Genomic DNA, 12,715 nt, shown 5'->3' on the forward strand with positions numbered 1-12,715 from the left:
AACTGACACACCGAGGTGATTGCATCGCAGGCAAGCCTGCTCCCACATTTTTTACCGCGTACCTTCAGTTATTGACCCGAATAGATCTGGTCAAAAACCCCGCCATCATTGAAGTGGGTCTTCTGCACGGTACGCCAGTCACCAAAGGTCTTCTCCACCGACAGGAAGTCGACTTTCGGGAAGCGGTCGGTGTACTTGGCCAGCACTTTCGGGTCACGTGGGCGCAGGTAGTTGTTGGCGGCGATTTCCTGACCTTCCGGCGACCACAGGTACTTCAGGTAATCCTCGGCAGCCACACGGGTGCCTTTCTTGTCGACCACTTTGTCGACCACCGACACCGGCGGCTCGGCTTCGGCGGAGACGCTTGGGTAGATCACTTCGAACTGATCACGGCCGAATTCACGGGCGATCATTTCCGCTTCGTTCTCAAAGGTCACCAGCACATCGCCGATCTGGTTGGTCATGAAGGTGGTGGTAGCGGCACGGCCGCCAGTGTCCAGCACCGGTGCATGTTTGAACAATTCACCGACGAACTTCTTCGCCTTGTCTTCATCACCACCATTTTTCAGCACATAACCCCAGGCCGACAGGTAGGTGTAGCGGCCATTACCCGAGGTCTTCGGGTTGGGCACGATTACTTGCACGCCATCTTTGAGCAGGTCGGGCCAGTCTTTCAGGGCTTTGGGGTTGCCCTTGCGCACGATAAACAAGGTGGCGGAGGTGAACGGCGCGCTGTTGTTCGGCAGGCGCGTGACCCAGTTGTCCGGCACCAGTTTGCCGTTGTCCGCCAGGGCATTGATGTCGGTGGCCATGTTCATGGTGATTACATCCGCCGGCAGGCCGTCGATCACCGAGCGCGCTTGTTTGCTGGAACCGCCGAAGGACATCTGCAACGTCAGCTTGTCGTCCGGATGCTCGGCTTCCCAGTGCTTCTGGAAGGCGGCGTTGTAGTCCTTGTAGAAGTCGCGCATCACGTCGTAGGAGACGTTAAGCAGTGTGACCGGTGCGGCTTGCACGGCACCGGCCAGGGCCAGGCCCGCGGCCAGAAGAGAGGCGCTGAGGATTTTTTTCACTGCTCATTCCTTGTTGTTCGAGAGAAGACTGGGGGCAATTTGCCAGCAACTATAGCCGGGCCTGCATAGGCGTTTAAAGATTAAAACGTACTGTGCTTATTCCACTTTATGAAACAGGTTGCTGCCGCAGCGCGAGCAAAACGCTGCGTTGGGTTCGTGGCTGTTTTTCTTGCACACCGGGCAATCGTGTTCCAGTTGTTCCCCGCGCATGGCGCTGGCCAGTTCAGCGGTAAAAATCCCGGTGGGCACGGCGATGATCGAGTAACCGGTGATCATCACCAGCGATGAGATCACCTGGCCCAGCGGCGTCTTCGGCACGATATCGCCAAAGCCTACGGTGGTGAGGGTCACGATCGCCCAGTAAATGCCCTTGGGAATGCTGGTAAACCCGTGCTCCGGGCCTTCAATCACGTACATCAGGGTGCCGAATACCGTCACCAGGGTGCACACGCTGACCAGGAACACCACGATCTTCTGTTTGCTGCCGCGCAGCGCCGCCATCAAGTAGTTGGCTTGCTTGAGGTACGGGCTGAGCTTGAGCACGCGGAAAATCCGCAGCATCCGAATGATGCGGATAATCAGCAGGTATTGGGCATCGCTGTAATACAGCGCGAGGATGCCGGGCACGATGGCCAGCAAGTCCACCAAGCCATAAAAGCTGAAGGCGTAGCGCAAGGGTTTGGGCGAGCAGTACAGCCGCAAGCCGTACTCGATGGCGAAGATCAGCGTGAAGCCCCATTCGATATAGGCCAGCACATCGGCGTAGTTCTGGTGGATTTCGTCGATGCTGTCGAGCATCACGATCACAATGCTGGCAAGAATGATCAGTAGCAGGATGCCGTCAAAGCGCCGCCCGGCTGCGGTGTCGCTCTGGAATACCATGACATAGAGGCGCTGGCGCCAGTCGCTGTTGCTGTTCATAAAACCCGCCTGAATCGAATATCGAGCAAGCCTAGGGGGATTCGAACGGGCTGTCCACGCGGGCTTTGAACATCCGCTGCGTGGCGCGCACCAGCCAGCAGGCGAGGATAAACGGCGCAGTCAACGCGGGCAGGTGCAGGGTGGCAAAACCGGGTGTGAGGATAATCGCCAGCAGGATGCCCAGCAGTGGCAGCCACGGCTGGCGTCGTGACTGGCTCAAGGCCAGTGCCGCCAGCGCCGGGTTGTAGCTGTGCAGGCCGAGGAGGGCGCTGGCGGGTTCGTCGAGCAGTAGAGCGACCAGCACGCCAGCAGTAGCGCCGATCAAGGCCCACAGGGCGGCGCGCCGGTTGGCCAACAACAAGCCGACGGCAATCAAGACTCCCGCCAGTGGTTGGTCCAGCAGCATGACTTGCGCAAGGCCAATAAAGGGCGCGCTGACAATCGCAAAGAAGTTGGGCTCGACCAAGGCAAACGTAGGCTGAGGCGCGCTGCCGATCAACAGCCAACCCAGGCCGACAAAGGGCGCGGTGTACGCGGACAAGTCATCCGGGTGATGGGTATGTTTCAACCATAGCCGCGTGAGCATCGCACTCAGGCCGCCGCACGCCAGGATCAACGGCGGCAACAACGCAGACCAGGCGAAGTGCTGGCTGATCAACACACCCAGCAGCACGCCGTTGTAGCTATACAGGCCGGCCTGGCGCTCTGCCTTGGGATAACCCCGGCGCTGGGCCGTGAGCAAACCGGCGAGGCCGCCCAGCAACGCCCCGCCGAGCAAGGCCGGGGCGCCGATCAGGATGGCCAACAGGCACAGCAGGCCGCACAACGGCTGGCGCTGCAGGAATATCTGGCTGAAGCCGTTGAGCAGCGCTTCGGCCCAGTCGGGGCAGGTTGGGTTGTGCATGGTGGTTAGTCAGTGAGACCGAGTTGCCCTTATCGCAGGCAAGCCAGCTCCCACAGTTGGCTGTGTTCACACATAAAGAGGTGTGAACCCAATCAACTGTGGGAGCCGGGCTTGCCCGCGATGAGGCCCTTACAGACGCTAAATCAACGTCTCGATACGCAACGAATTGGTCGACCCCGGCTGCCCGAACGGCACCCCCGCGGTAATCACCAGGGTGTCCCCGCGCTGCGCCATGCCCTGCGCCTGGGCAATCTCCAGCGCCGTCGAGCACACCTCGTCCACCTGGCGCAGCCGGTCATTGACCACCGAATGCACGCCCCAGGCCACACTCAAACGCCGCGCCGTGGACAGGTTCGGCGTGAGGTTGAGGATCGGCGCCACCGGCCGTTCCCGCGCCGCGCGCAAGCTGGAACTGCCGGACTCGCTGTAGTTCACCAGCACCGCCACCGGCAGGATGCTGCTGATGCGCCGGATCGCGCAGCTGATGGCGTCCGACACCGTGGCATCCGCCTTGGGCCGGCTCACATCCAGTTGCGTCTGGTAATCCGGGCCGTTTTCCACTTGGCGGATGATCTTGCTCATCATCTGTACGGCTTCGAGCGGGTATTCGCCCGAGGCGGTTTCGGCCGAGAGCATCACCGCGTCCGCGCCTTCGGCCACGGCGTTGGCTACGTCGGTCACTTCGGCGCGGGTCGGTGCCGGTGAGAAGCGCATGGATTCGAGCATCTGCGTGGCCACCACCACCGGTTTACCCAATTGGCGGCAAGTGCTGATGATATCTTTCTGGATCTGCGGCACGCTCTCGGCGGGCACCTCCACGCCCAGGTCGCCTCTGGCCACCATGATCGCGTCGCTCAGTTCGGCAATTTCCCGCAAGCGCAGCACGGCTGAGGGTTTTTCGATCTTGGCCATCAGGAAGGCTTTGTCGCCGATCAGTTCGCGGGCTTCGCGGATATCTTCCGGACGTTGCACAAACGACAGCGCCACCCAATCCACGCCCAGCTCCAGGCCGAAGCTCAGGTCGCGGCGGTCCTTGGCGGTCAGCGGGCTGAGTTCCAGCAGCGCTTGCGGCACATTCACGCCTTTACGGTCGGACAGCTCGCCGCCATTGAGCACGGTGGTGTCGATGGCGTCGGCATGTTTGGTGATCACGCGCAGGCGCAATTTGCCGTCGTCCAGCAGCAGGTCCATGCCCGGCTCCAGCGCCGCGATAATCTCGGGATGGGGCAGGTTGACCCGGCGCTGATCGCCCGGGGTCGGGTCCAGGTCCAGGCGCAGCGCCTGGCCGCGCACCAGTTGCACTTTGCCCTCGGCAAAGCGCCCGACCCGCAGCTTCGGCCCTTGCAGGTCCATGAGGATGCCCAGCGGGTAATTGAGCTGGCGCTCCACCTGGCGAATCCACTGGTAGCGCTGGGCGTGGTCGGCATGCTCGCCGTGGCTGAAGTTCAGCCGGAAGATATTCACCCCGGCTTCCACCAACTCGCGGATGTCATCGATGCCATCGGTGGCTGGGCCGAGGGTGGCGAGGATTTTGACTTTCTTGTCAGGCGTCATGTTTGGCAGTCTCAAGAATCAGGATGGCGCGCAAGTCATTGACATTGGTGCGGGTCGGCTCGGTGACGATCAAACCGTCGAGTGCGGCGAAGTAGCCATAGCCATTGTTGTTGTCCAGCTCGTCGCTGGCCGACAGGCCCAGGGCTTCGGCGCGGCGGTAGCTGCACGGGGTCATGATTGCGCCGGCGTTGTCTTCGGAGCCGTCGATGCCGTCGGTGTCACCGGCCAGTGCGTACACGCCGGGCAGGCCTTTGAGGCTGTCGGTCAGGCTCAGCAGGAATTCGGCATTACGCCCGCCACGGCCATTGCCGCGCACGGTGACGGTGGTTTCACCGCCCGAGAGAATCACGCACGGCGCCGCCAAGGGCTGGCCATGCTGCACGATCTGCCGGGCGATACCGGCGTGTACCTTGGCCACGTCGCGTGCTTCACCTTCGAGGTCACCGAGGATCAACGGGCTGAACCCGGCCTGGCGAACTTTCACCGCTACCGCTTCCAGCGATTGCTGCGGGCGGGCGATCAACTGGAAGTGGCTGCGGGCGAGCACCGGGTCGCCGGGTTTGACGGTTTCCGAGGCGGGGTTCTGCAACCAGCTGCGCACCGATGCCGACGCCTCAATGTTGTAGCGCTTGAGAATCGCCAGGGCTTGCTGCGAGGTGCTCGGGTCGCCGACGGTGGGGCCGGAGGCGATCACCGTGGCCTGGTCGCCCGGCACATCCGAGATGGCGTAGGTGTACACCGTCGCCGGCCATGCGGCCTTGGCCAACCGGCCGCCCTTGATGGCCGAGAGGTGCTTGCGCACGCAATTCATCTCGCCAATGGTCGCGCCGGATTTGAGCAAGGCTTTGTTAATGGTTTGTTTGTCGGCCAGGGTGATGCCTTCGGCGGGCAGGGCCAGCAAGGCCGAACCACCGCCGGAGAGCAGGAAGATCACGCGGTCGTCTTCGGTGAGGTTGCTGATCAGTTCCAGCACACGCTTGGCGACGGCCAGGCCGGCCGCATCGGGCACCGGGTGTGCGGCCTCGACCACTTCGATTTTCTTGCACGGTGCGTCGTGGCCGTAACGGGTGACCACCAGGCCCGAGACTTCGCCCTGCCAGCAGTTCTCGACCACCAGCGCCATGGCGGCCGCGGCTTTGCCGGCGCCGATCACGATTACACGGCCGCTGCGGTCGGCGGGCAGATAAGGTTCAAGGACTTGTCGGGGGTGGGCGGCGTCGATGGCTGTGGCAAACAGCTCGCGAAGCAGGTGTTGCGGATCGACCGACATAAGCGGGCTCCCGGGGGATTCTTGTTATTAGAATTAAGACTTGAAACGGGATCAAAATGTGGGAGCTGGCTTGCCTGCGATAGCGGTGTACCAGGCAATGAATGTCTAACTGAAAGACCGCTATCGCAGGCAAGCCAGCTCCCACATTGGCCTGCATTTCAAATCGAATTACTTATCGCGAATCGAAAAATTCGCCATATGCTCCAACCCTTTGATCAGCGCCGAGTGGTCCCAATTACCGCCACCAATCGCCGTGCACGTGCTGAACACCTGCTGCGTGCCAGCCGTGTTCGGCAGGTTGATCCCCAGCTCCTTGGCCCCGGCCAGCGCCAGGTTGAGGTCTTTCTGGTGCAGGTTGATGCGGAAGCCCGGATCAAAGGTGCCCTTGATCATGCGCTCGCCATGCACTTCCAGGATCTTCGACGAAGCAAACCCGCCCATCAGCGCTTCGCGCACCTTGGCCGGGTCGGCGCCGTTCTTCGATGCGAACAGCAGTGCTTCGGCCACTGCCTGGATGTTCAGCGCGACGATGATCTGATTCGCCACCTTGGCGGTCTGGCCATCGCCATTGCCGCCGACCAGGGTGATGTTCTTGCCCATGGCCTGGAACAGCGGCAGGGCGCGTTCGAACGTCTGCGGCTCGCCACCGATCATGATGCTCAAGGTGCCGGCCTTGGCGCCGACTTCACCGCCGGACACAGGCGCGTCGAGGTATTGCGCGCCGGTTGCATTGATCTTGGCGGCAAAGGCCTTGGTGGCGGTGGGGGAGATCGAACTCATGTCGATCACTACTTTGTTGGGTGACAGGCCGGCGGCAACACCGTCGGCGCGGAACAGCACATCGTCCACCTGTGGGGTGTCGGGCACCATCACGATGATGAACTCGGCTTCCTGGGCGACTTGCTGCGGGTTGGCCAGGGCCACGGCACCCGCCGCGATCAGGGCTTCGGGCGCCTTGCCGTGATGCTCGGACAGAAACAGTTGGTGGCCGGCCTTTTGCAGGTTGGCGGCCATGGGTTGGCCCATGATGCCGGTGCCGATAAATCCGATTTTAGCCATGATCAACATCCTCTTTTTATTCTAGGTGCAGGGCGGACACGGTCCACCAAACACTGAAGATCCAAATGTGGGAGCTGGCTTGCCTGCGATGGCATCACCCGGTTTTGCCTGATACACCGCAGTGTCTGCATCGCAGGCAAGCCAGCTCCCACCTTCTTTTGTGTTGTGTCAGTCAGATGGCGTTATGGGTCTTGAGCCAACCCAGTCCCGCCTCGGTGGTGGTCAGCGGCTTGTACTCACAGCCGACCCAACCGGTGTAACCAATCCGATCCAGATGCTCGAACAGGAAGCGATAGTTGATCTCCCCGGTCCCCGGCTCGTTACGCCCAGGGTTGTCGGCCAACTGGATGTGGTTGATCTCACCCAGGTGCGCGGCCATGGTTCGGGCCAGGTCGCCTTCCATGATTTGCATGTGGTAGATGTCGTATTGCAGGAACAGGTTGGCGCTGCCCACCTGCTCGCGAATCGACAGGGCCTGCGCCGTGTTGTTCAGGTAGAAACCCGGGATGTCGCGGGTGTTGATCATCTCCATCACCAGCTTGATGCCCGCCGCTTGCAGCTTGTCGGCGGCGTACTTGAGGTTGGCGACAAAGGTCTTTTCTACGGTTTCGTCATCCACACCGGCGGGGCGAATCCCGGCCAGGCAGTTGATCTGGGTATTGCCCAGCACCTGGGCGTAGGCGATGGCCAGCTTGACCCCGGCACGGAACTCCTCGACCCGATCCGGGTGGCACGCCAAACCGCGCTCGCCCTTGGCCCAGTCACCGGCCGGCAGGTTGAACAGCACTTGGGTCAGGCCGTTGGCATCCAACTGCGCCTTGATCTCGGCGGAGCTGAACTCGTACGGGAACAGGTATTCCACACCCTGGAAGCCGGCGTCGGCGGCCGCTTTGAAACGGGCGAGAAAGTCCTGCTCGGTAAACAGCATGGACAGGTTGGCGGCAAAACGCGGCATAGGGTTCTCCTTAATCGAGCAGGGAAATGGCAGTCGGCGCGTCGTTGCCGACCAGGGCCAGATCTTCGAATTCGTTGACGGCGTTGATCTCGGTGCCCATGGAAATATTGGTCACGCGTTCCAGAATAATCTCAACAATCACCGGAACCTTGAATTCTTCGATCATTTCCTGCGCCTTGCGCAACGCCGGCTGGATCTGGCCCGGCTCGAATACGCGCAGCGCCTTGCAACCCAAGCCTTCGGCGACAGCCACATGGTCGACGCCATAGCCGTTAAGTTCCGGGGCGTTGAGGTTGTCGAAGGACAGCTGCACGCAGTAGTCCATCTCAAACCCGCGCTGGGCCTGGCGAATCAGGCCCAGGTAGGAGTTGTTCACCACTACGTGGATGTACGGCAGCTTGAACTGCGCGCCCACCGCCAGCTCTTCGATCATGAACTGGAAGTCATAGTCGCCCGACAACGCCACCACTTTGCGGCTCGGGTCGGCCTTGACCACGCCGAGTGCCGCCGGAATGGTCCAGCCCAAGGGGCCGGCCTGGCCGCAGTTGATCCAGTGGCGTGGTTTGTACACGTGCAGGAATTGCGCGCCGGCAATCTGCGACAGGCCGATGGTGCTGACGTAGCAGGTGTCTTTGCCGAACACCTGGTTCATCTCTTCGTACACGCGTTGCGGCTTGACCGGCACGTTGTCGAAGTGGGTCTTGCGGTGCAGGGTGGCCTTGCGCTGCTGGCAGTCATGCAGCCAGGCGCTGCGATCCTTGAGCTTGCCGGCGGCTTTCCACTCGCGGGCCACTTCAATGAACATCGTCAGCGCAGAACCGGCGTCGGACACTATGCCCAGGTCCGGCGTGAACACGCGGCCAATCTGCGTCGGTTCGATGTCGACGTGAATGAACTTGCGGCCTTCGGTGTATACCTCCACCGAACCAGTGTGGCGGTTGGCCCAGCGGTTGCCGATGCCCAGCACCACGTCCGACTTGAGCATCGTTGCGTTGCCATAGCGGTGCGAGGTTTGCAGGCCGACCATGCCCACCATCAGCGGGTGATCGTCCGGGATCGTGCCCCAGCCCATCAGGGTCGGGATCACCGGGATGCCGGTGAGTTCAGCAAATTCAACCAGCAACTCGCTGGCGTCGGCATTGATCACGCCGCCACCGCTGACCAGCAAGGGGCGTTCGGCCGCATCCAGCAGCGCCAGGGCTTTTTCCACCTGGATGCGCGTAGCCAAGGGCTTGGCCAGCGGCAGTGGCTGGTAGGCGTCGATATCGAATTCGATCTCGGCCATCTGCACGTCGAACGGCAGGTCGATCAGCACCGGGCCAGGGCGGCCGGAGCGCATTTCATAGAAGGCTTTCTGGAACGCGTAGGGCACTTGGCCGGGCTCCAGAACAGTGGTCGCCCACTTGGTCACCGGCTTGACGATGCTGGTGATATCCACGGCCTGGAAGTCTTCCTTGTGCATCCGTGCACGTGGGGCCTGGCCGGTGATGCACAGAATCGGGATCGAGTCGGCCGAGGCGCTGTACAGGCCGGTGACCATGTCGGTGCCCGCCGGGCCGGAAGTACCGATGCACACGCCGATATTGCCGGCCTTGGTGCGGGTGTAGCCCTCGGCCATGTGCGAGGCGCCTTCAACGTGGCGAGCAAGGACGTGATCGATGCCACCGACCTTCTGCAAGGCCGAATACAGCGGGTTGATCGCGGCGCCCGGGATACCGAAGGCGGTGTCCACGCCTTCACGGCGCATTACCAGGACGGCGGCTTCGATTGCTCTCATTTTGCTCATGGTTTTGGTGCCTCTTGCGTTTTGTAATTGTATACAAGTGGTGTCTGGACAAAGTTTATTCACGGCGAGCGGCGAAGGTCAATGCATTTTGCAAAGTGGCCATGGCGTTCGTCGGAAGCACTTTTTTCGACGTGTGGAGCCTTTGTGCGAAAATATTGTATACAAAAATAAATGTCATTGTGTTCTATTTGTTTGATCGAGCATCTGATCAAACAGACCCCCACCGCATTCCCAATAACAAAAGAAGGACGGCACCATGAGCGCTTTAACCTTGAAACTTGCCACCCAACTGGCCAGCCAGGCCCTCACCGCTGGCCGCACGATCTCGGCTGCGCCGCTGACCATCGCGGTGCTCGACAGCGGCGGCCACTTGATCACCCTGCAACGCGAAGACGGCGCCAGCCTGCTGCGCCCACAAATCGCCATCGGCAAGGCCTGGGGCGCGATTGCACTGGGCAAGGGCTCGCGCCTGCTGGCGCTGGACGCACAGCAGCGCCCGGCGTTTATCGCCGCGTTGAACAGCCTGGGGCAGGGCAGCGTGGTGCCGGCACCGGGTGGGGTGTTGATTCGCAATCATGACGGGCTGGTGCTGGGGGCGATCGGGATCAGCGGCGATACCTCGGATATCGATGAGCAGTGCGCGATTACGGCGATTGAGGGGGTGGGGTTGTTGGCAGATGCGGGGGTTTCTGCTTGATTCTGTGGTGACTGTAAGGGCCTCTTCGCGAGCAAGCCCGCTCCCACACTTGGCTGCATTCCAAAGGTGGAACTCGGTCAAGTGTGGGAGCGGGCTTGCTCGCGAAGGCGGCGACCCGGTCTTGGCTTTAAACCCAAATCGCATCCCACAACGGATAGTCGCCAATCCGCTCTACCAACCCTGCTCGCAGTGGATTGGCCACCACATACCTGGCCATTTTTACCAAATCATCCTCCCTGCGCAGTGCCCGATCATGAAAACCGGTTTGCCAAAGCCGGCCCTTGCGCCCGGTTGCACCATTCACCGATCGCGTACTTTTGGATTTCACCTGACACATCAAATCCCCCAACGAGCCTTTTTGCAGTTCGATCAGCCAGTGGAAATGGTCTGGCATCACCACCCAGGCCAATGAATTAGCCAGGCCTTGGTATTGGGCCAGTCTGAACTGCCAGACCACCAGGCGGCCGAGGTGAAAGTCGCCGAATAGTGGGACTCGCTCCTGGGTGTTGGTGGTGATCAGGTAGACGCGGTTCGGTTCGCTGAACCGCCCGATGCGCAGGCGGTGTGAAGTCGCTAGATCAGGCATTCCATGGCCTCTCTTCAGATGGGTTCTGAGAGGCTAGATCTCGGTGGCTGATGCTGATCGGCAGGCTTTTGGCAGGATGTGTCTGGATGGGCGCTTTCGCGAGCAAGCCCGCTCCCACATGGGGTCTGCGGTGTTAATACAATTTATGTCTCGCGCGGATCAAAATGTGGGAGCGGGCTTGCTCGCGAATAGCACCGGCACCTCGGTCCATCAGCCCAACTCACACCCCTTCAACACCAACCGAATAATCGTTTGCGCCGCCGCCTCATAATCCGCCTCATCCAGCTTGGCTTTGCCGGTCACCGCCGATATCTGCCAGTCAAAATCGGCATACGTCTGCGTCGCCGCCCAGATGCTGAACATCAGGTGGTTGGGGTCTATGGCGGCGATCAGGCCGCGATCTACCCAGCTTTGGATGCAGTTGATGTTGTGCTTGGCCTGGGCGTTGAGCTGCTCGATCTGCTCGGGGCTCAGGTGCGGGGCGCCGTGCATGATTTCGCTGGCAAACACCTTGGATGCAAACGGCAAATCGCGGGAGATGCGGATTTTCGAGCGGATGTAGTTGCTCAGCACCACCGACGGCTCGCCCTCGGGGTTGAACGGTGTGGAGGCGGCCAGGATCGGCTCGATAATGCTTTCGAGCACCTCTCGGTAGAGGTTGTCCTTGGACCTGAAGTAGTAATAGACGTTGGGCTTGGGCAGCCCGGCCTTGGCGGCGATGTCGCTGGTTTTGGTCGCGGCGAAGCCCTTGTCGGCAAACTCCTCGCTGGCCGCCCGCAGGATCTTTTCTTTATTGCGCTCGCGAATGGTGCTCATAAACCAGGAGTTTCCTTGCCAGATCGGCGGTTGTGCATGGTAGCACCGGCTATCCGCGAGCCTCAAGAATGCGCCCGTAAAGCTTTGCGCCGCGCTATGCTCGGCGTTTCTCATTCTTATGGAAGCCCGATTGATGGCAGGAAGCAGCTTGTTGGTATTGATCGACGATATCGCCGCCGTACTCGATGACGTTGCGCTGATGACCAAAATGGCCGCCAAGAAGACCGCCGGCGTGCTGGGCGATGACTTGGCACTTAACGCCCAGCAGGTTTCCGGCGTGCGCGCCGAGCGGGAAATCCCTGTGGTGTGGGCGGTGGCCAAGGGGTCGTTTGTCAACAAACTGATCCTGGTGCCGGCGGCATTGCTGATCAGCGCCTTTGCGCCGTGGGCGGTCACGCCGCTGTTGATGCTCGGCGGCGCCTATTTGTGTTTTGAAGGCTTTGAGAAGCTTGCGCACACCTTCTTGCATAAACGCACCGAAGAACAGGCTCACCTGGTTGAAGCCGTGGCTGATCCGGCGACTGACTTGGTGGCATTTGAGAAGGACAAGATCAAAGGTGCAATTCGCACCGATTTCATCCTCTCGGCGGAAATCATCGCCATCACCCTGGGTACCGTTGCGGATGCGCCTTTGATGCAGCAAGTGATAGTGCTGTCGGGCATCGCCATTGTCATGACCATTGGCGTGTACGGGCTGGTGGCCGGTATCGTCAAGCTCGATGACCTGGGTCTGTGGCTGACGCAAAAGCCCGGCCAGGCGGCTCGCAGTATCGGTGGGGCGATCTTGCGCGCCGCGCCTTACATGATGAAAAGTCTGTCGGTGATCGGCACAGCGGCGATGTTCATGGTCGGCGGCGGCATACTCACCCATGGCGTGCCGGCGGTGCATCACTGGATCGAGACGCTCAGCCAGAGTGTCGGCGCGGTGGCGTGGTTGATGCCTACGTTGCTCAACGCAGTGGCCGGGATTATTGCCGGGGCGCTGGTGCTGGCCGTGGTTTCACTGGTAGGCAAAGTGTGGCGCGCGCTGAAACGCTAGATTGGCATTCGGCGGGCATATAGATACTATGCTAATCATTAGCTAGCTATCTATG

12 protein-coding genes are annotated in these 12,715 nt (G+C 60.9%); 2 read left to right on the forward strand and 10 right to left on the reverse strand.

Annotated elements, in window-relative coordinates:
- Positions 1–68: 68 nt before the first annotated feature.
- From HU759_RS09950 to gcl, 8 genes are all read right to left on the reverse strand, one after another.
- Positions 69–1,073: a sulfate ABC transporter substrate-binding protein gene (locus tag HU759_RS09950; RefSeq protein WP_186617337.1), complete on the reverse strand. Its 1,005-nt coding sequence runs from the start codon at positions 1,071–1,073 to the stop codon at positions 69–71.
- Between the two features lie 96 nt (positions 1,074–1,169).
- Complete coding sequence (locus HU759_RS09955; protein ID WP_017136235.1) at positions 1,170–1,994, reverse strand: ion transporter; 825 nt, start codon at positions 1,992–1,994, stop codon at positions 1,170–1,172.
- A 31-nt stretch (positions 1,995–2,025) separates the two neighbouring features.
- Positions 2,026–2,898: an urea transporter gene (locus tag HU759_RS09960; RefSeq protein WP_169985739.1), complete on the reverse strand. Its 873-nt coding sequence runs from the start codon at positions 2,896–2,898 to the stop codon at positions 2,026–2,028.
- A 138-nt stretch (positions 2,899–3,036) separates the two neighbouring features.
- Entirely contained in the window at positions 3,037–4,452 is a 1,416-nt protein-coding gene (pyk, locus tag HU759_RS09965; RefSeq protein ID WP_170039950.1) for a pyruvate kinase, read from the reverse strand.
- The gene (locus HU759_RS09970) at positions 4,442–5,722 is read right to left on the reverse strand and encodes a glycerate kinase (protein ID WP_170039952.1); all 1,281 of its coding nucleotides are present in this window, start codon (positions 5,720–5,722) and stop codon (positions 4,442–4,444) included. Before HU759_RS09970 ends, pyk begins: the two co-directional genes overlap by 11 nt.
- A 168-nt stretch (positions 5,723–5,890) precedes the next feature.
- Positions 5,891–6,781 carry a 2-hydroxy-3-oxopropionate reductase gene (locus HU759_RS09975; RefSeq protein ID WP_026013623.1) on the reverse strand — a complete coding sequence of 297 codons (891 nt, stop codon included), beginning with the start codon at positions 6,779–6,781 and terminating at the stop codon, positions 5,891–5,893.
- 172 nt (positions 6,782–6,953) lie between these two features.
- Positions 6,954–7,736 carry a hydroxypyruvate isomerase gene (gene hyi, locus HU759_RS09980; RefSeq protein ID WP_017136239.1) on the reverse strand — a complete coding sequence of 261 codons (783 nt, stop codon included), beginning with the start codon at positions 7,734–7,736 and terminating at the stop codon, positions 6,954–6,956.
- Between the two features lie 10 nt (positions 7,737–7,746).
- The gene (gcl, locus tag HU759_RS09985) at positions 7,747–9,522 is read right to left on the reverse strand and encodes a glyoxylate carboligase (RefSeq protein ID WP_017136240.1); all 1,776 of its coding nucleotides are present in this window, start codon (positions 9,520–9,522) and stop codon (positions 7,747–7,749) included.
- A 256-nt stretch (positions 9,523–9,778) separates the two neighbouring features.
- Here gcl and HU759_RS09990 point away from each other — a divergent pair, with 256 nt between their 5' ends.
- Positions 9,779–10,219 (forward strand): heme-binding protein, encoded by a 441-nt coding sequence (locus HU759_RS09990; protein ID WP_056857113.1) that lies wholly within the window; start codon positions 9,779–9,781, stop codon positions 10,217–10,219.
- A 127-nt stretch (positions 10,220–10,346) separates the two neighbouring features.
- Here the strand turns inward: HU759_RS09990 and HU759_RS09995 are convergent, their stop codons facing one another.
- Entirely contained in the window at positions 10,347–10,805 is a 459-nt protein-coding gene (locus HU759_RS09995) for a transposase (RefSeq protein WP_099549031.1), read from the reverse strand.
- Positions 10,806–11,015: 210 nt separating this feature from the next.
- Positions 11,016–11,621, reverse strand: coding sequence for a TetR/AcrR family transcriptional regulator (locus HU759_RS10000; protein ID WP_017136243.1), 606 nt, complete (start codon positions 11,619–11,621; stop codon positions 11,016–11,018).
- A gap of 133 nt (positions 11,622–11,754) precedes the next feature.
- Here HU759_RS10000 and HU759_RS10005 point away from each other — a divergent pair, with 133 nt between their 5' ends.
- On the forward strand, positions 11,755–12,660 hold the full coding sequence (locus tag HU759_RS10005) for a DUF808 domain-containing protein (RefSeq protein ID WP_186617339.1): 906 nt from the start codon (positions 11,755–11,757) through the stop codon (positions 12,658–12,660).
- Positions 12,661–12,715 lie beyond the last annotated feature (55 nt).

It is taken from the genome of Pseudomonas sp. OE 28.3 (assembly GCF_014268205.2).
GTDB lineage: Bacteria > Pseudomonadota > Gammaproteobacteria > Pseudomonadales > Pseudomonadaceae > Aquipseudomonas > Aquipseudomonas edaphica.